We start from the raw sequence: 19,033 nt of genomic DNA on the forward strand, positions 1-19,033 counted from the left end.
ATCAATATCTTATCATATTTTATGAGATAAGTTTGATTGACTGTATATGATGGGCAAGATTTTATTCAAAAAGATATACTATAAGTATGATTAAAATTACAAAAAGCCCACTAGCACTTTTGAATAATTTTCGCTATAGTAAAGCTATCTTTTTTAGTTTTAGGATGTTTCTATTATGAGCCAAATTACACTTGGTGGCAATCCTGTTGAAGTTGCAGGACAATTTCCACAAATTGGTGATACTGTTGAAAATTTTACTTTGGTTGGCAATGATTTAGCAGATGTTCATTTAGCTGATTTTACAAATAAACGTAAAATTTTAAATATTTTTCCAAGTATTGATACAGGTATTTGTGCAACTTCAGTACGTGTCTTTAATGAAAAAGCAAACAATCTTGCTGATACTGCTGTATTATGTATTTCTGCGGATTTGCCATTTGCTCAAGCACGTTTCTGTGGTGCTGAAGATTTAACGAATGTCAAAACTGTATCAACTTTCCGCAATGCTGAATTTGCTCAACAAGTGGGCGTAGCGATGGTCTCTGGTTCATTAACTGGCTTAACTGCCCGTGCAGTAATTGTACTTGATGCAGATAATAAAGTATTACATAGTGAACTTGTGCCAGAAATTAAACAAGAACCAAATTATGATGCGGCTTTAGCAGTATTATAATCATCGATATTGGTTAAAAATAATCTCTTTAGTCGATTTTCGGTTAAAGAGATTTTTTTATTTTTAGCTCAATAAAAAAACAATATTTTTTGACATTTTCTTTGACATTTTTTTCGCTTGAAATCAACTAACACTTTGATGTATATTATAAATGTTTTGACATTTTCTTTGACATTTTTACGTGGAATTTTGAGAAATTATCATGCCTGAACTTGAAAAAACATGGTTAAATGACACCACTTTACGAGTGATGACCTACAAATCAGGCTCATTTACTTTTAGCTTGGCGATTAATATGACACAATTACAAGCGATGTTTGACCGTGTTAATGATGCTCAAATTCGTTTTAATAAAATGCCAATGTTGCCAGAAATAGTTGATGCCATGCAAGAACGCACACTTGCTAGCAGTATTTATAGTACCAATACCATTGAAGGGGGACAATTTACCCCTGAAGAAACAGCACAAATTCTAAAACGTTCACCCGAACAAATTCAAAATAGCGAAGAAAAGCGTTTGACTAATTTAAAATCAGCGATTGAATGGGTCAAAAATAAAGCCAGTCGTGATTTTCAGCCATTGCAAGGAAAAGAGATATTATTGGCAGATGTTTTGCATTTACATCGTTTAGTTTCCCAAGATATTGACGAAAAAAATAATCCATCAGCACAATTTCGTAATAATCAAACGGGACAAAAAACCATTGTCGGTAATGAAAATACAGGCGGAACATATCGACCGCCAAAATGTTTAGCAGATATTGAATTTTTAATGCAATGCTTTTTAGAATGGTTAAACTCACCTGCAATCTTAAATCAACCAGCACTCATTCGTGCCAGTTTAGCACATTATTATTTTGAATTAATTCACCCTTTTTGGGACAGCAATGGACGTACTGGGCGATTATTAGAAATGCTGATTTTAGAGCAATCAGGCTATCAATTTAGTTCATCTGCGATTTGGCAATATTATCAGCAACATATTTATCAATATTTTGCTTTATTTAATCATTGTCGGCAACAGCAGAAACAAAAGCAGGAATATGCCTTACACGATTTTGTTAAATTTTTACTTGATGGTATGCTTGAAGTGATTAATGAATTACATGATCAAAGTAATATTTTAATTAAATTTTTATTATTTAGAAATTCATTATTTTCCGCTCGCCAAAATAAAATACTCAATGAACGCCAAGTAAGTTTAATTGAAATTTATTTAGCAAGTGAGCTTTCTTTAACACTGCGTGAGCTTTACCATTTACCGCCAGTGCGAAGTTTATATGCAAATAAAACCGAACGTACTTTTTATCGCGATATAGAAAAACTATTACAGCTTGGTTTCTTAAAAGAAAACCTTGAACATCAACTTGTCTTTGGTTAATTTTGACATTTTCTTTGACATTTTTTATTCCAAAAATATACTATCATTTTGATTTTTATTTAAAAAGTTTTGACATTTTTCTTGACAAAATCCTGTTAAAAATCGTGAAAATCGTTTTTATTTTGCAATTATTCTCGTTTATAATAGTGTTAATTTATATTTGAGAATTTGATTATGGGTACACCAATCATCATCGCCAAAAAAGTTGGCGACACATCACAAGACATTGTTTTACATTCACAACTTGCCAACCGACACGGCTTAATCGCAGGGGCAACGGGTACAGGAAAAACCATTACACTTAAGGTATTAGCAGAAAGTTTTTCTCGTATTGGCGTGCCTGTCTTTTTAGCAGATGCGAAAGGTGATGTTTCTAGTATCGCTAAAGCAGGTACAGGTGGAGCAAAATTTGATGAACGCCTACATATGCTAGGCTTAGATGGTATTGATTTTGCAGGTTCGCCCGTTACATTTTGGGATATGTTTGGCGAGCAAGGGCATCCAATTCGTACCACAGTATCAGAAATTGGACCTGTATTATTATCAAGAATGCTGAATTTAAATGATACACAAGAAGGTGTATTATCTGCCGTATTTAGAATTGCTGATGATCAAGGCTTATTACTCATCGATTTTAAAGATTTAAAAGCCATGCTGACTTATGTCAGTGAAAACGCAGGCGATTTAAAAAATGAATATGGTAATTTATCGCCTGCGAGTTTAGGTGCGATTCAACGTAATTTATTGGCATTAGGTGATCAGGGTGGGGAACAATTTTTTGGTGAGCCAAGCTTAGATATTATGGATTTTATCCAAACCGATGCCAATGGTCATGGTTATATTAATTTATTGGCTGCAGATAAATTAATGAATACGCCAAAACTATATGCGACCTTTTTATTATGGATGCTTTCAGAATTATTTGAACGTTTACCAGAAGTCGGTGATTTAGATAAACCTAAAATGGTATTCTTCTTCGATGAAGCCCATTTATTATTTGATAATGCAAGCACTGCCTTACAAGAAAAAATTGAACAAGTGGTGCGTTTAATCCGTTCTAAAGGCGTGGGGATTTATTTTATTACACAAAATCCGCTGGATTTACCAGAAAGCGTACTCGGACAACTTGGTAATCGTGTACAACACGCTTTGCGTGCATTTACGCCTAAAGATCAAAAAGCGGTTAAAGTGGCAGCACAAACTTTCCGTGCCAATCCAAATTTTGATGTGGCAGAAGCGATTACCCAACTGGGAGTTGGCGAAGCTTTAATCAGTTGTTTAGATGAGCAGGGTACACCACAAATTGTGGAGCGTGGTTGGGTGATGCCGCCATACTCTTCATTTAGCCCGATTAGCTTAGAAGAACGTAAATCATTGATGCAACAAAGTATTGTCGCTGGCGTGTATGATGAAGCTGTTGATCGAGATAGTGCGTTTGAAATGTTACAACGTAAAGTTGCTGAAGTAGAACAACAAAAGCAAGCTGAAGCTGAAGCGAAAATCCAAGCGAAAGAACAGGCTGAATTGGAAAAACAGCAAGCGAAAGAACAAGAACGTTTAGCACGTGAACAAGCCAAAGCAGAACAGCAACGTAGCAAACAAAACCAAGATTTACTGAAAACTGCGGTAAATATTTTAGGTAGTTCAACAGGTCAAAAAATTATTCGTGGTGTGTTAGGGTCAATTTTTGGTAAAAAATAACCTATCAACTTGAGATAAAAATAATCCCTAGGCTTAAAAACTTAGGGATTTTGTTTAAATAGTAAACGAATAATCATCATAACCTTAATAATATTACGTCATTTTGAAATTTGACCCTTGTCATTAGTGTTTTAAAGATATATTATAAATACATCTTTAAAACCTTACTGATAGGAAGTTCAAGCCATGTCTATTACGCCAGAACAAATTCAACTTGTTAAAGGTACAGTTCCTGTACTTCGTGAAAGCGGTGAAGCATTAACTTCACATTTCTACAACCGTATGCTTAATGGTAACCCACATCTTAAAGAAGTGTTTAACTTAGGGCATCAACGTAGTGGTGCACAAGCTCGTTCGTTAGCAGGTGCGGTGTTGGCGTATGCAGAAAATATTGAAAATCCTAGTGTTTTAGCACCTGTGATTGATTTAATTGCTCACAAACACGTTAGCTTAGAAATCCAAGCACCTGATTATAATATTGTTGGTGAAAACCTATTGCATTCGATTAGTGAAGTATTAAGTATTCCGATGGACCATGAATTGATTCAAGCATGGGCGGCAGCTTATGGTATTTTGGCTGATGTATTCATTGGTGCAGAAAAAGCGATTTATGATGAACACGCACAAACAAAAGGAAGTTGGCTCGGTTGGCGTAAATTTAAAATCGCTCAAAAAGTCCAAGAAAGCGATGAAATTACATCTTTCTATTTACAACCTGTTGATGGTGGAGATTTACCAAAATATAAAGCAGGTCAATATATTTCGGTGCGTGTATTGGTCGAAGAATTGGGCTTAAAACAACCACGTCAATATACCCTTTCTGATAGTGCTAAAGCGGATTATTTGCGTATTTCTGTAAAACGTGAAGATGCTAAAAATGATTGGAAAGCGGGTTGGGTATCAAATACTTTGCACGGCTATGAAGTGGGTCAGGAAATCGAAGTTACAGCTCCAACAGGTAATTTCTTCTTAATCAATACTGATAAGAAAAATGTATTTATCAGTGGTGGCGTTGGTTTAACCCCAATGGTGGCAATGCTTAATCAAATCGTTGAAGCAGGCGTACCACAAGCAGTGAGCTTTATCCATGCGTGCCGTAACGAAAAAGTACACGCAATGAAACAACATTTGGCTGATGTAAAAGCAAAATTTGATAATGTCAAAACCTTTACTGTGTATGAAGAAGGTCAAGCAGATGCAACGGGTCAATTAGATTTAAATACTGTACCTGCGGACTTGTTACCTGCAGATGCGGATTATTATCTCTGCGGACCACTTGCATTTATGAAAGCCCAACAAAGTGCATTATTGGCTCGTGGCATTCCTGCAAGTCAAATCCATTTTGAAGCATTTACTACAGGTGTACCTGCTCTATAATTTATCATCATGATAAAAGTAAAACCGTTTAATATAATGTTAAACGGTTTTACTTTTAGATAAAATGAAACGCTTATTTTATTTTAGGACTGATAAAAGCTGTCTATCTCACAATCTTGCTCGTATCACTTTAAACCCATTTGCATCATGCACAATATCTACGTTTGCAAAATGCTGTGCCAATAAACTTGGATAATTCAAAAAGCGATTTGCTACTAACCACACTTGCCCTTGAGCATTCAGATGTTTTTTTGCTTGATGACATAATTGTTCACTCACATCATAAGACGTTGCTACCCCTTGATGAAATGGTGGATTACTCACAATCGCATCAAAATTGCCATCTATATCATCTACACCTGTAATCGCTTGATATTCAATATTGGATAATTGATTATGCTCAATAGTTAAAGCCACCGATGACAACGCAAAAGCATCAACATCATACGCCATAATTTTGGCTTGCGGGTTATAAATCGCTAAATGGCACGCTATCACACCTGCACCACAACCAAAATCAGCGATTTTCTTGCCTTGAATTTGTGTTAAAAATGGTAATAATTCTGCTGTTCCAATATCTAATTTATTTTGGCTAAACACGCCTACCAGTGATTTTATGCTTAAAGTTCGCTCATTACACACCAAATCATACGATTTTACCCAATGTGATAATGGTAATAATGACTCTTGTTTTTGTAAAAATAATTGCCATAATTGACAATGACGTGCAATATCAATTTTACTGCTTTTACCATAATCTGTTAATAATTTTGCACAACCTTCAATCCCCGCTTTTTTCTCACCCACTAACCAAATTACTGAATTTAATGTACATTTTGCAGAGAGTTGGTGAAGTACATAGTGTAATTGTTGCTTGATTTTAGGATTAAAAATAATAATATAATCATAATCATATGATTTATAAAATTCGACCGAAAATAAAATTTCTGATATTTTTCCTACAGTTTTAAAATATTGATAATCCGCATAATTCCACGTCCAAATATCCACATCTCCATCTAATTGGTGGCACAATTTATCTTGTGGTGGATTAATTAATAAAATTTTACCTTTTAATTGTGATTTTTGACGTAAAATCACTTCACTCATTGGATTCATAATTAGCTCAATATTTGTATGATAATAAGCTATTATACACTACACTTTAAATTAATCCCATTGAGCGTAAGATTGCTGCACCAATGCCCATACCAATCATTGAAAAAACAGTGGTAAATGCTAAAATATTGGCAGCTAATGTTTCATTTCCACCCATTGCTTTTGCCATTACATAACTGGCTGTAGCCACAGGTGCAGAAACCATCATAAATAATACACCCATCTGTAAAGGTGGCAAATTAAAACTTAAGCCAACCGCTACAGCAATCAACGGAGCAATCAAAATACGAGCTAAACTGGCTTGCATTGACAAACCTGACAAGCCAAACATTGACTTTAAATCCAAACTTGCCCCTGCACAAATTAATGCCAATGGTAACGCAACCCCAGCCAATAATGTTCCTGTTTTCATCAATGCTTCAGGCGGTAAAGGAATTGCCATCATTTTATAAATAAAACCAGAAACAAGGGCGATAATTAACGGATTAGTCATAATTTTTTTTATAATATCCCAAGCTTGTGCGATAAAAGAAACTTGTTGTTGTGTACGGCTTAAGGTAATTACCGATAAAATATTAAACAAAATGGTTACTACACCCATATACACCGCACCAACACTCATCCCCACTGTACCATAAGCATTGGCAACGGTTGCCAGTGAAATAATCGCCATATTACTACGGAATACACCTTGTACAAAAACACCTTTATCTTCAGGTGCTTGAATACGATAATACGCATAAATTTCTGCACCAATATATAAAATAAAAGTAACGAGAATACCTGCACCAATTAATGTGATTTGCTGATTATAATCAACCTGACTTTTAATAATACTTAAAAACAATAAACATGGTAAGCAATAATTAAAAACAAAATTTGAAGCAACATTCACAAAATTACGCTCGATTTTCCCTTGTCGATATAAATAAAATCCTAATGACAATAACAATAAATTAGGCAGAGTAATCGTTAATGCAAAACTAGATGCCTGTAATACATCATAAAAATTCATAATAGTTGTTGTTTTCAAGTGAAATAAATAATATTTTACCACAAATTTATTTAATATCTTAATGGGGATTAGCTCAGTTTTCTGGTAATTGTAAGGACAAAAATTTTAGTCCTTACATCTATCATTTTTTTCAATAATTTGTTTATCAAATCATGGTCTCTATTAAATGTTTCAACTCAAATGTATCTTCTATTGTTTTAATATATTCGACTAAATTTGCCCAGTTTTCGATATATACAGAGTTTGGCTCTTCATTTGATGGTTACAATACTGTATCTTTGCCACCAAACAAATTACTTTCTTCAAAATTCTCCTTAAATTATAGTTGTTTTTTGTTATAATGCCTTTATCAACAAAAATGAGTAAAAAATATGACCACACTTGCCCAATTTACCGAACTTGAACAAGCAGGCTACAATACCATTCCTGTGTTCCGCCAACGCCTTGCTGATACTGAAACACCATTAACTGTCTTTGCACGCTTAAAAATGCACAAATTAGCCTATTTATTTGAGTCGGTTGAAGGTGGTGAAACTTGGGCGAGATATTCAATTATTGGTTTGGGTGAAAGTCGTATTTTTTCCTGTAATGATGGTATTTTAACCATTCAAAATGAACAAGGTGAACAAAGCCAGCAACCTTGCGAAGACCCATATCAATTTATCCGTGATTATCAAGCTCAATTTAATGCACCGCCACGAGAATTATTACCGAATTTACCACAGTTTACAGGCGGTTTAGTCGGCTATTTTGGCTATGATGCTGTGCGTTATATCGAGCCAAAATTACGCCATTCTGCACCGAGCCATGACCCAATCGGCTTACCTGATATTTGGTTGATGTTGTCTAAAACCGTGATTGTGTTTGATAATTTAAAAGACACGATGTTTTTAATTCATCATGCTGATACCACACAAGGCGATAGTTTTGCCAAAGCCCAACAAGTGCTTGATGAAATTGAAAAATTACTTGATGAGCCGATTAAATTAGTGGCAAAACCGCATACATTCCCACAATTTACTTCGATGACTGGCGAAGAAAAATTCAAACAAGATGTCAATCATGTGAAAGAATACATTAAAGCAGGCGATGTGATGCAAGTCGTGCCTGCACAACGTATGGTCGCTGATTTTGATGGCGAAGCGATTTCGGTATATCGTGCGTTGCGTCATTTAAATCCATCACCATATTTATTTTTATTGCAAGGTTATACTTTAGACAATCAACAAGAATTTCATATTGTTGGCTCATCACCAGAAATTTTATGTCGCTTGGAATATGGGATTGCAACGGTACGTCCGATTGCTGGTACACGTCCACGTGGAAAAACGCCTGCGGAAGATGTTGCATTTGAACAAGATTTACTCGCTGATGCCAAAGAAATTGCTGAACATTTGATGTTGATTGATTTAGGTCGTAATGATATTGGTCGTGTATCAAAAATTGGCAAAGTGCAAGTGACTGAAAAAATGACGATTGAGCGTTATTCACACGTCATGCACATTGTGTCGAATGTCCAAGGTGAAGTATTAGATGGTATTGATGCTTTAGATGTATTAAAAGCGACTTTCCCTGCAGGCACGCTGTCTGGGGCACCTAAAATCCGTGCGATGGAAATTATTGATGAAGTTGAACCTGTCAAACGTGGAATTTTTGGCGGTGCCATCGGTTATTTGGGTTGGCATGGCGAAATGGATTTGGCAATTGCAATTCGTACAGGCGTAATTCGTGATGATAAAGTCTATGTGCAAGCAGGGGCGGGTGTAGTAGCGGATTCTGTACCACAGTCAGAGTGGAATGAAACGCAAATAAAAGCCCGTGCAGTGATAAAGGCGGTTGAATTATCGGCAAGTGGGTTGATTTTTTAAACAAATAAATGATTTTTTAAAAAATATTGCAAAAAGTGCTTGCAATAGTTTTTAAATTTGCTATACTTTGCATCGTTCCTGAGATGAACATTAAAAAAACGCCGACATAGCTCAGTTGGTAGAGCAACTGACTTGTAATCAGTAGGTCATCAGTTCGAATCCGATTGTCGGCACCATTCTTTTAATTCTCAGAACAGCACTGAATAAGTGCGATGCAAATCAGGTGAGGTTCCCGAGCGGTCAAAGGGAGCAGACTGTAACTCTGCCACGAAAGTTTCGAAGGTTCGAATCCTTCCCTCACCACCATCTACCTTTTCAATCTAAATCGTATCTTTGCGGGAGTAGCTCAGTTGGTAGAGCGGCAGCCTTCCAAGCTGCATGTCGCGAGTTCGATCCTCGTCTCCCGCTCCATTATCTAAGTATCGATTTAAATCAGATTGAATTATCGCTCTTATAGCTCAGTGGTAGAGCACTCCCTTGGTAAGGGAGAGGTCTCGAGTTCAAATCTCGATAAGAGCTCCAGATACTTTACAACACTTTAAATTTTATCTATAATACATTTAAGTTCAAAGCAGGCTACATAGTCTGCTTTTAAAGTATTAAGGCTTTATTTTTTATCATCATTATCTAAGTTTAGATAATGTTTATTATGAGGAATCTCAACAATGGCTAAGGCTAAGTTTGAACGTAATAAACCACACGTTAACGTGGGCACAATCGGTCACGTTGACCATGGTAAAACAACTTTAACTGCTGCAATTGCAACAATCTGTGCAAAAAACTACGGCGGTGAAGCAAAAGACTATTCTCAAATCGACTCAGCACCAGAAGAAAAAGCACGTGGTATTACCATCAACACTTCTCACGTTGAGTATGACTCTCCAACTCGTCACTATGCACACGTTGACTGCCCAGGACACGCTGACTATGTGAAAAACATGATTACTGGTGCGGCACAAATGGACGGTGCAATCCTTGTTTGTGCAGCAACTGACGGTCCAATGCCACAAACTCGTGAGCATATCTTATTGTCTCGCCAAGTAGGTGTACCATATATCATCGTATTCTTGAACAAGTGTGACCTTGTTGATGATGAAGAATTACTTGAATTAGTAGAAATGGAAGTGCGTGAACTTCTTTCTTCTTACGATTTCCCTGGTGATGATACTCCAGTAATTCGTGGTTCTGCATTAAAAGCATTAGAAGGTGATGCTGGTCAATATGGTGAATCTTCAGTATTGGCTTTAGTTGAGGCGTTGGATAGCTATATCCCAGAACCAGAGCGTGCAATTGACAAAGACTTCTTAATGCCAATCGAAGATGTATTCTCAATTTCTGGTCGTGGTACAGTAGTAACTGGTCGTGTAGAAACTGGTGTTATCAAAGTAGGTGAAGAAGTTGAAATCGTTGGTATCAAAGATACAGCGAAAACAACAGTAACTGGCGTTGAAATGTTCCGTAAATTACTAGACGAAGGTCGTGCAGGTGAAAACTGTGGTATCTTATTACGTGGTACGAAGCGTGAAGAGGTTCAACGTGGTCAAGTATTGGCTAAACCAGGTACAATCAAGCCACACACTAAATTCAATGCAGAAGTATACGTATTGTCTAAAGAAGAAGGTGGTCGTCATACTCCATTCTTAAATGGTTACCGTCCACAATTCTATTTCCGTACTACTGACGTAACTGGTGCAATCCAGTTGAAAGAAGGCGTTGAAATGGTAATGCCAGGTGATAACGTAGAAATGTCAGTAGAGTTAATTCACCCAATTGCAATGGACGCAGGTTTACGCTTTGCGATTCGTGAAGGTGGTCGTACTGTAGGTGCTGGTGTTGTAGCAACAGTTATCTCTTAATTCTAACATTATATTGTTTAGAAATTAAAGTGCAAAAAGCTAGGTCTTTATGGTCTAGCTTTTTATTTGTAGTTAATATATTCAATAATGATAATGAATTTATATTTATTTTTGGTTAATTTTGTAGGTAAATTATGAAAAAACTTGATTCAGTCTATATTCTACTTTTATAATATAGTGCTAAATTTATCATGAGTAAAAAAATGCAAAACGGTCAAACATCAAATACTGAGCAAATAAAGATGGCAAAGCGAAAAGAACAGTCAGTTGAAGTGGTAAAACAAAGTTCTCCTTTGGATTATGTGCTTTGGGTGATTGCACTTGCATTGTTGCTATTTGCAACAATGGCAAATAGTTATTTGCCTAAATATTGGGTTATGGCAAATGATGTTTGGGTGCGTATTGGTGTAATTGTAGGTAGTGTAATTGTTGCGTTAGGATTATTGTATTTAACACAACAGGGTAAAGGTTTTATTCAGCTACTTAAAGAGTCTCGTATTGAGTTGCGTCGTGTAACATGGCCGACAAAGCCTGAAACAATTTCAACTTCATGGCAAGTTATAGTTGTTGTATTTATTGCTGCATTTTTAATTTGGGTTTTTGATACATTATTTAGCTGGTTAACAAAATTAATTATTGGGTAGTTATATGAAGCGTTGGTATATTATTCATGCTTATTCAGGTTATGAAAAGCAAGTGATGCGTTCTTTAAAAGAGAGAATCCAGCGTAGTGCTGTGGCAGATAGTTTTGGTGAGGTCTTGGTTCCAACTGAAGAAGTGATGGAAATGAAAGATGGGAAAAAGCGTAAATCAGAACGTAAGTTTTTCCCTGGCTATGTGCTTGTTGAAATTGATATGAATGATGAGGCATGGCATTTAGTAAAAGAATGCCCAAATGTATTAGGTTTTGTAGGAGGTACACCTGAAAAACCTGCACCTATTACTCAAAAAGAGGCTGATGCAATTTTGGCACGCATTAATGTGAAAACAAATGCTCCTCGTCCTAAAACAATGTTTGAGCCAGGTGAAGAATTGTTGGTCATTGATGGTCCATTTGCAAATTCTCGTGGTGTAGTTGAAGAAGTGAATTACGATAAGTCACGTTTGACATTGATTATTAGTGTATTTAGTCGCCCTACTCAAGTTGAGTTGGAATTTAGACAAGTTGAAAAAATTATCTAAATTTGTCTGAAATAAATATCTATTTGATTGAAAGTGATGTATAATAACTTGCCTTTATGTTAAGGGTAAGATTTTTAATTAAAATGGGGAGCTTAGCGGCGTTTGTACCCAGAGGTAAATAGACATGGCAAAGAAGATTGATGGCTATATCAAGCTACAAGTTCCTGCTGGTAAAGCAAATCCATCTCCACCAATTGGTCCTGCATTAGGTCAGCGTGGTGTAAATATTATGGCGTTCTGTAAAGAGTTTAACGCTGCAACACAAAAAGTTGAACCAGGTTTACCAATTCCTGTTGTAATTACAGTATATAATGATAAATCATTTACATTTATCATGAAAACTCCACCGGCATCAATCTTAATCAAGAAAGCGGCTGGTATCCAGAAAGGTTCTTCTGTACCAAATAAAACTAAAGTTGGTAAATTGACCCGTGCTCAATTAGAAGAAATCGCAACAACTAAAGAACCAGATTTAACAGGTGCTGATTTAGATGCACGTGTGCGTACAATTGCAGGTTCTGCTCGTTCAATGGGCTTGGATGTGGAGTTATAATTATGGCTAAATTAACTAAACGTCAAAAAGCGATTGCTGCGGCAGTTGATACGAATAAAGTTTATACTTTAGATGAGGCGGTTGATGTATTAAATGGTTTACCAGCAGTTAAGTTTAAAGAATCTTTAGATGTGGCAGTAAACTTAGGTGTAGATCCACGTAAATCTGATCAAGTGGTTCGTGGTGCGACAACTTTACCTGCAGGTACTGGTAAAACTGTACGTGTTGCAGTATTTGCTCAAGGTGCTCAAGCAGAAGCAGCTAAGGCTGAGGGTGCTGATGTTGTAGGTTTTGATGACTTAGCAGAAAGTATTCAAGCGGGTAACTTAGACTTTGATGTGGTAATTGCTGCTCCAGATGCAATGCGTGTTGTTGGTAAGTTAGGTACGGTTTTAGGTCCTCGTGGTTTAATGCCAAACCCTAAAGTAGGTACAGTAACTCCTGATGTTGCAACTGCTGTAAAAAATGCAAAAGCTGGTCAAGCACGTTACCGTGTAGATAAAGCTGGTATTATTCATGCCGCGATTGGTCAAGTAGGCTTTACACGTGAAGCAGTACGTCAAAACGTTGAAGCGTTGATTGCTGACTTGAAAAAAGCAAAACCAGCAACTTCAAAAGGTGTTTATATCAAAAAAGTAACTTTGAGCTCTACAATGGGTCCTGGTTTGACTATTGATGTAAATGATGTATCTAAATAATCAGTGATATTACTGATTGTTTGACGGAATTTAAAAATCTTGGGCATTGGGAATGTGTACATTATTAATGACCCAAGTGGACTTTGAATTGATAGATGTAAATCTATTAGCGTCAAAGACCTCAGGCGGGTATGGATTATTACTATCGATAATTCTTACTCTTAAAAATTAGCCTGCGTAGATGCGGTAGTGAGAGATTTCTCCTCCGTAATGTGGCTGAAAGGCGACAAATGGTGTACATTGCACGGTGCAATGTATGGAGCAACCTTAGGAGGTTTACAGTGGCTCTACTTTTAGAGGACAAAAAGCAGATTGTAGAAGAAGTTAGTCAAGTAGCAAATTCTGCATATTCTGTTGTTGTTGCTGACTATCAAGGTTTAACTGTTGAACAATTAACTCAACTTCGTGTTGAAGCACGTAAATTAAATGTATATGTACGTATTGTGCGTAATACATTGGCAAAACGTGCAGTTGAGGGAACTCAGTTTAACATTTTAAATGATACTTTAGTTGGTCCAACAATTCTCGGTTTTTCAACTTCAGAAGACGATATGGGTGCAGCTGCACGCTTATTTGAAGAGTTTGCTAAAACAAACAAAAACTTCGAATTAAAAGCAGCAGCATTTGATGGTAAAGTCTATACTGGTGCTGGTATTAGTACAATTGCTAACTTACCGAACCAAGAAAAAGCACTTACTATGCTTGCCAACGTTCTTCAAGCTCCAATTTCGAAATTGGGTCGCTTACTTACAGCACTCAAAGAGAAAAACGAGCAAGAAGCTGCTTAATCTTAATCCATTTTATTATTTATCAATTTATATCCATTTGGAGTTATTCTCATGGCTTTATCAAACGAAGAAATCTTAAATGCAGTTGCTGAAAAAACTGTTTTAGAATTAGTTGAATTAATTTCTGCTTTTGAAGAGAAATTCAATGTATCTGCTGCTGCGGTTGCAGTTGCTGCTGCTCCTGCTGCTGGCGGTGCTGCTGCTGAAGAACAAACAGAATTCAATGTTGAATTAACAAGCTTCGGTGCAAACAAAGTAGGCGTAATTAAAGCAGTTCGTGAAGCAACTGGTTTGGGCTTGAAAGAAGCTAAAGACTTAGTTGAAGGTGCTCCAGCTATTCTTAAAGAAGGTGTTTCTAAAGAAGAAGGTGAAGAACTTAAGAAGAAACTTGAAGAAGCTGGTGCTACAGTTACACTTAAGTAATCTGTTTATAGAATTTTTGCAAAAAAGTTCTAAAAAATGGTTGATGGCTATTGGGTCATCAACCATTTTGCGTTATAATATATAGCTTGCTTATGTTTTTGAATGTTGAAAATCTAAGTGGCTATACTTAACCCAATATCTAAAAATGTTTAATCATATTTTTATAGTGAAAATATGCTTAAGCATTTTCTGTGTTTATAATTTTTAAGTTTTGACTTAAAATGTGTTTTGTTGTTTCATTCGGCCGAATGATTGAGTTTAAATGAAGAGGACCCAAGATGGCATACTCATATACCGAGAAAAAGCGGATCCGTAAAAATTTTGGTAAATTGCCTCAAAAGATGGATGTTCCATATTTATTGGCTATTCAAGTCGATTCTTATCGAGCATTCTTACAAGATGGCAAATCATCAAAAGAGCGTGAGGATATCGGACTTCAAGCAGCGTTTCGTTCAGTATTTCCTATTGAAAGTTATACTGGTAATGCGGCTTTAGAATTTGTTGAGTATCAACTGGGTAAGCCTGAGTTTGATGTGCGTGAGTGTATTATGCGTAGTTCAACTTACGCAGCACCGATGCGTGTAAAAATTCGTTTGATTTTAAAAGATCGTGAAACAAAAGCGATTAAAGATGTGCGTGAACAAGAAGTCTATATGGGTGAAATTCCATTAATGACTGAAAATGGTACATTTGTAATTAATGGTACTGAGCGAGTGATTGTGTCGCAATTACATCGTTCACCAGGTGTGTTCTTTGATCATGATAAAGGTAAAACACACTCAAGTAGTAAAGTATTATATTCTGCACGTATTATTCCTTACCGTGGTTCATGGTTAGATTTTGAATTTGATGCGAAAGATTTAGTTTATGTACGTATTGACCGCCGTCGTAAATTATTAGCAACGGTAATTTTGCGTGCTTTAGGTTATCAAGATGAACAAATCCTTGATATGTTCTACGAAAAAGTAGGCGTATATCTGGATATGGGCGTATGTCAAATTGATTTAGTGCCAGAGCGTTTACGTGGTGAAATGGCTCAATTTGATATTAAAGATAAAGATGGAAAAGTACTTGTTGAGCAAGGAAAGCGTATTAATGCACGTCATGTACGTCAAATCGAAGCTGCTGGTATTGATAAATTAACAGTACCTGATGAATATCTGTATGAACGCATTGTTGCTGAAGATATTGAGCTTAAAGATGGCAGTGTAATTGCATCAAATACTTTATTAGATCATGAAACTTTAGTAAAAATTGCTGAAAATGGGATTAAGCAATTTAAAATCTTATTTACTAATGATATTGATCGTGGTCCATTTATTGCGGATACCTTACGTGCAGATAGTACAAGAACACGTGATGATGCCTTAGTTGAAATTTATAAAGTCATGCGTCCAGGTGAGCCAGCGACTAAAGAAGCTGCAGAAACCTTATTTAATAATTTATTCTTTAGCAATGAGCGTTATGATTTATCGCCTGTGGGTCGTATGAAATTTAATCGCCGTTTAGGTCGTCCTTATGAAGTGGGTATTGATCAGAAAACGCGTGAAATTGAAGGCGTATTATCACATGAAGATATTATTGATGTATTGCGTACATTAGTAGATATCCGTAACGGTAAAGGTGAGGTTGATGATATTGACCATCTTGGTAACCGTCGTGTACGTTCTGTAGGTGAAATGACTGAAAACCAATTCCGTGTCGGTTTGGTGCGTGTTGAACGTGCAGTAAAAGAGCGTTTATCACAAGCCGAAACGGATAATTTATCACCACAAGATTTAATTAATGCAAAACCTGTATCAGCAGCAATTAAAGAGTTCTTTGGTTCAAGCCAATTATCACAATTTATGGATCAAAACAACCCATTGTCAGAAATCACGCATAAGCGTCGTGTATCCGCACTTGGTCCGGGCGGTTTGACTCGTGAGCGTGCAGGCTTTGAAGTACGTGACGTACATCAAACGCATTATGGTCGTGTATGTCCGATTGAAACGCCTGAAGGTCCAAACATTGGTTTGATTAACTCATTATCAATTTATGCGAAAACTAACCAATTTGGTTTCTTAGAAACACCTTATCGTAAAGTGGTTGATGGTCGTGTAACAGATGAAGTTGAATATTTATCAGCGATTGAAGAAGTGGGTACAGTGATTGCACAAGCAGACTCAATTCTTGATGAACACAATAATCTTGCTGAAGATTTGGTTTCTGTACGTCATCATGGTGAATTTGTGCGTATGACACCTGACCGTGTAACGCATATGGACGTATCTGCACAGCAGGTTGTTTCTGTAGCGGCATCTTTAATTCCGTTCCTTGAGCATGACGATGCGAACCGTGCATTGATGGGTTCTAACATGCAACGTCAAGCTGTGCCAACGTTGCGTGCTGATAAGCCATTAGTCGGTACAGGTATGGAAGCACACGTAGCACGAGATTCAGGTGTATGTGTGGTTGCTAAACGTGGTGGTGTAATTGATTATGTTGATGCATCTCGTATCGTGGTGCGTGTTAATGAAGATGAAATGGTTGCAGGTGAAGCAGGCGTTGATATTTATAACTTAATCAAATATACACGTTCTAACCAAAATACTTGTATTAACCAAAATGTCATTGTTAAACAAGGCGATAAAATTGCAATTGGCGATATTTTAGCTGATGGTCCATCAACCGATATGGGTGAATTGGCATTAGGTCAAAATATGCGTGTTGCGTTTATGACTTGGAATGGTTATAACTACGAAGACTCGATTTTATTATCAGAACGTGTATTACAAGAAGATCGTTTAACATCTATTCACATTCAAGAATTACTATGTGTGGCACGTGATACTAAACTTGGTGCAGAAGAAATTACTGCAGATATTCCAAATGTGGGTGAAGCAGCGTTAAATAAACTTGATGCATCTGGTATTGTCTATATCGGTGCAGAAGTGACTGCAGGTGATATTCTTGTTGGTAAAGTAACACCTAAAGGTGAAACACAACTTACGCCTGAAGAGAAATTATTACGTGCTATCTTTGGTGAAAAAGCGGTTGATGTGAAAGATTCATCATTACGTGTGCCATCTGGTACGAAAGGTACAGTGATTGATGTACAAGTCTTTACTCGTGATGGTGTAGAGAAAGATGAACGTGCGAAAGCAATTGAAAAATCACAGCTTGATGCGTATCGTAAAGACTTGAAAGAAGAATACAAAATCTTTGAAGAAGCTGCACGTGAGCGTATTGTCCGCTTATTAAAAGACCAAGTATCAAATGGTGGTGGTACAACTAAACGTGGCGATACATTAACTGAAGATATATTGTCTCGTCTAGAAGTGGTGGATTTATTAGAAATTCAACCTGCTGATGAAGGTGTAGCAGAGCGTTTAGCACAAATTCAAACATTCTTGAAAGAGAAGGGTGTGGAGATTGATGAGAAATTTGCAGAGAAAAAACGTAAATTATCATCAGGTGATGAGCTGACGACTGGTGTATTAAAAGTCGTAAAAGTTTATCTTGCAGTAAAACGCCGTATCCAACCAGGGGATAAGATGGCAGGTCGTCATGGTAACAAGGGTGTAGTATCAAACATCTTACCAGTAGAAGATATGCCGTATGACATCAACGGTGTGCCTGTTGATATTGTATTAAATCCATTAGGTGTACCGTCACGTATGAACGTGGGTCAGATTTTGGAAACACATCTTGGTTTAGCTGCACGTGGTTTGGGTGAGCAAATCGATAAGATGCTGAAACAACAACGTACTATTCTCGAATTGCGTGAATTTTTAGATAAAATTTACAACAAAGTCGGTGGTGAGCAAGAAGATTTAGACAGTTTAACTGATGAAGAAATCTTAAAACTTGCTGGTAACTTGCGTGCAGGTGTACCATTAGCAACGCCTGTGTTTGATGGTGCGGAAGAAACGCAAATCAAAGAGCTGTTAGAATTGGCAGAGTTACCACGTTCTGGTCAGCAAATCTTATTTGATGGTCGTACAGGTGAACAATTTGACCGCCCTGTAACAGTGGGTTACATGTATATGTTGAAATTGAACCACTTAGTTGATGATAAGATGCATGCTCGTTCGACTGGTTCTTATTCATTAGTAACACAACAACCATTAGGTGGTAAAGCACAATTTGGTGGTCAGCGTTTCGGTGAGATGGAAGTCTGGGCATTAGAGGCTTACGGTGCAGCTTATACATTGCAAGAAATGCTTACCGTGAAGTCTGATGATGTTGATGGTCGTACACGTATCTATAAGAATATTGTTGATGGTCATCATTATATGGATCCTGGCATTCCAGAATCATTCAATGTATTGACTAAAGAGATTCGTTCTTTAGGCATCAACATTGAACTTAAAGATAGCGAATAATCTCGTTCAGAAAACGTATTACAGTATTGAAC

The 19,033-nt window shown here is 36.7% G+C and carries 15 protein-coding genes and 4 tRNA genes; 17 read left to right on the top strand and 2 right to left on the bottom strand.

Annotation, left to right across the window (positions count from 1 at the left end):
* Positions 1 to 175: 175 nt before the first annotated feature.
* The 4 genes from tpx (at position 176) to hmpA (ending at position 5,132) form a co-directional block, all read left to right on the top strand.
* Positions 176 to 673: a thiol peroxidase gene (gene tpx, locus LU301_RS01590; RefSeq protein WP_305271895.1), complete on the top strand. Its 498-nt coding sequence runs from the start codon at positions 176 to 178 to the stop codon at positions 671 to 673.
* A gap of 202 nt (positions 674 to 875) precedes the next feature.
* Positions 876 to 2,054: a Fic family protein gene (locus LU301_RS01595; RefSeq protein ID WP_305271897.1), complete on the top strand. Its 1,179-nt coding sequence runs from the start codon at positions 876 to 878 to the stop codon at positions 2,052 to 2,054.
* A 174-nt stretch (positions 2,055 to 2,228) separates the two neighbouring features.
* Positions 2,229 to 3,755 carry a helicase HerA-like domain-containing protein gene (locus LU301_RS01600; RefSeq protein ID WP_305271899.1) on the top strand — a complete coding sequence of 509 codons (1,527 nt, stop codon included), beginning with the start codon at positions 2,229 to 2,231 and terminating at the stop codon, positions 3,753 to 3,755.
* 192 nt (positions 3,756 to 3,947) lie between these two features.
* Entirely contained in the window at positions 3,948 to 5,132 is a 1,185-nt protein-coding gene (gene hmpA, locus LU301_RS01605) for an NO-inducible flavohemoprotein (RefSeq protein ID WP_305273909.1), read from the top strand.
* A 108-nt stretch (positions 5,133 to 5,240) separates the two neighbouring features.
* On the opposite strand, the gene LU301_RS01610 is transcribed toward hmpA, so the two are convergent.
* The gene (locus LU301_RS01610; RefSeq protein WP_305271901.1) at positions 5,241 to 6,251 is read right to left on the bottom strand and encodes a methyltransferase; all 1,011 of its coding nucleotides are present in this window, start codon (positions 6,249 to 6,251) and stop codon (positions 5,241 to 5,243) included.
* Between the two features lie 46 nt (positions 6,252 to 6,297).
* Positions 6,298 to 7,266 carry an AEC family transporter gene (locus tag LU301_RS01615; protein WP_305271903.1) on the bottom strand — a complete coding sequence of 323 codons (969 nt, stop codon included), beginning with the start codon at positions 7,264 to 7,266 and terminating at the stop codon, positions 6,298 to 6,300.
* A 371-nt stretch (positions 7,267 to 7,637) separates the two neighbouring features.
* On the opposite strand from LU301_RS01615, the gene trpE reads away from it, so the two are divergent.
* From trpE to rpoB, 13 genes are all read left to right on the top strand, one after another.
* Positions 7,638 to 9,134 carry an anthranilate synthase component I gene (gene trpE, locus LU301_RS01620; RefSeq protein WP_305271904.1) on the top strand — a complete coding sequence of 499 codons (1,497 nt, stop codon included), beginning with the start codon at positions 7,638 to 7,640 and terminating at the stop codon, positions 9,132 to 9,134.
* A gap of 100 nt (positions 9,135 to 9,234) precedes the next feature.
* Positions 9,235 to 9,310: transfer RNA gene (locus LU301_RS01625), tRNA-Thr, on the top strand.
* Positions 9,311 to 9,356: 46 nt separating this feature from the next.
* Positions 9,357 to 9,440: transfer RNA gene (locus LU301_RS01630), tRNA-Tyr, on the top strand.
* 29 nt (positions 9,441 to 9,469) lie between these two features.
* Positions 9,470 to 9,545: transfer RNA gene (locus tag LU301_RS01635), tRNA-Gly, on the top strand.
* A gap of 36 nt (positions 9,546 to 9,581) precedes the next feature.
* Positions 9,582 to 9,656, top strand: a tRNA-Thr gene (locus LU301_RS01640).
* Between the two features lie 143 nt (positions 9,657 to 9,799).
* Positions 9,800 to 10,990 (top strand): elongation factor Tu, encoded by a 1,191-nt coding sequence (gene tuf, locus LU301_RS01645; protein ID WP_305270061.1) that lies wholly within the window; start codon positions 9,800 to 9,802, stop codon positions 10,988 to 10,990.
* A gap of 203 nt (positions 10,991 to 11,193) precedes the next feature.
* Complete coding sequence (gene secE, locus LU301_RS01650) at positions 11,194 to 11,634, top strand: preprotein translocase subunit SecE (protein WP_370692213.1); 441 nt, start codon at positions 11,194 to 11,196, stop codon at positions 11,632 to 11,634.
* 4 nt (positions 11,635 to 11,638) lie between these two features.
* Positions 11,639 to 12,172, top strand: coding sequence for a transcription termination/antitermination protein NusG (gene nusG / locus LU301_RS01655; protein WP_305271906.1), 534 nt, complete (start codon positions 11,639 to 11,641; stop codon positions 12,170 to 12,172).
* A gap of 124 nt (positions 12,173 to 12,296) precedes the next feature.
* Positions 12,297 to 12,725, top strand: a complete 429-nt coding sequence (rplK, locus tag LU301_RS01660; RefSeq protein WP_305271909.1) for a 50S ribosomal protein L11 — start codon at positions 12,297 to 12,299, stop codon at positions 12,723 to 12,725.
* 2 nt (positions 12,726 to 12,727) lie between these two features.
* Positions 12,728 to 13,423, top strand: coding sequence for a 50S ribosomal protein L1 (gene rplA, locus LU301_RS01665; RefSeq protein ID WP_305271911.1), 696 nt, complete (start codon positions 12,728 to 12,730; stop codon positions 13,421 to 13,423).
* A 281-nt stretch (positions 13,424 to 13,704) separates the two neighbouring features.
* Entirely contained in the window at positions 13,705 to 14,211 is a 507-nt protein-coding gene (rplJ, locus tag LU301_RS01670; protein WP_305271913.1) for a 50S ribosomal protein L10, read from the top strand.
* Positions 14,212 to 14,262: 51 nt separating this feature from the next.
* The gene (gene rplL / locus LU301_RS01675) at positions 14,263 to 14,634 is read left to right on the top strand and encodes a 50S ribosomal protein L7/L12 (protein WP_305271916.1); all 372 of its coding nucleotides are present in this window, start codon (positions 14,263 to 14,265) and stop codon (positions 14,632 to 14,634) included.
* A 278-nt stretch (positions 14,635 to 14,912) separates the two neighbouring features.
* A complete protein-coding gene (gene rpoB / locus LU301_RS01680; protein WP_305271919.1) occupies positions 14,913 to 19,001 on the top strand; it encodes a DNA-directed RNA polymerase subunit beta in 4,089 nt (1,362 codons plus the stop codon).
* The last annotated feature ends 32 nt before the right edge of the window (positions 19,002 to 19,033 follow it).

The sequence above is a fragment of the Moraxella sp. ZY210820 genome, assembly GCF_030674635.1.
GTDB lineage: Bacteria > Pseudomonadota > Gammaproteobacteria > Pseudomonadales > Moraxellaceae > Acinetobacter.

Excerpts from the sequence above, each read along its gene's own strand:
- nusG (WP_305271906.1), top strand. The coding sequence starts at position 11,639 with ATGAAGCGTTGGTATATTATTCATGCTTATTCAGGTTATGAAAAGCAA.
- rplL (WP_305271916.1), top strand. The coding sequence starts at position 14,263 with ATGGCTTTATCAAACGAAGAAATCTTAAATGCAGTTGCTGAAAAAACT.
- tpx (WP_305271895.1), top strand. The coding sequence starts at position 176 with ATGAGCCAAATTACACTTGGTGGCAATCCTGTTGAAGTTGCAGGACAA.
- LU301_RS01615 (WP_305271903.1), bottom strand. The coding sequence starts at position 7,266 with ATGAATTTTTATGATGTATTACAGGCATCTAGTTTTGCATTAACGATT.
- secE (WP_370692213.1), top strand. The coding sequence starts at position 11,194 with ATGCAAAACGGTCAAACATCAAATACTGAGCAAATAAAGATGGCAAAG.
- rplK (WP_305271909.1), top strand. The coding sequence starts at position 12,297 with ATGGCAAAGAAGATTGATGGCTATATCAAGCTACAAGTTCCTGCTGGT.
- rplA (WP_305271911.1), top strand. The coding sequence starts at position 12,728 with ATGGCTAAATTAACTAAACGTCAAAAAGCGATTGCTGCGGCAGTTGAT.
- rpoB (WP_305271919.1), top strand. The coding sequence starts at position 14,913 with ATGGCATACTCATATACCGAGAAAAAGCGGATCCGTAAAAATTTTGGT.
- LU301_RS01595 (WP_305271897.1), top strand. The coding sequence starts at position 876 with ATGCCTGAACTTGAAAAAACATGGTTAAATGACACCACTTTACGAGTG.
- LU301_RS01600 (WP_305271899.1), top strand. The coding sequence starts at position 2,229 with ATGGGTACACCAATCATCATCGCCAAAAAAGTTGGCGACACATCACAA.
- tuf (WP_305270061.1), top strand. The coding sequence starts at position 9,800 with ATGGCTAAGGCTAAGTTTGAACGTAATAAACCACACGTTAACGTGGGC.
- trpE (WP_305271904.1), top strand. The coding sequence starts at position 7,638 with ATGACCACACTTGCCCAATTTACCGAACTTGAACAAGCAGGCTACAAT.
- LU301_RS01610 (WP_305271901.1), bottom strand. The coding sequence starts at position 6,251 with ATGAATCCAATGAGTGAAGTGATTTTACGTCAAAAATCACAATTAAAA.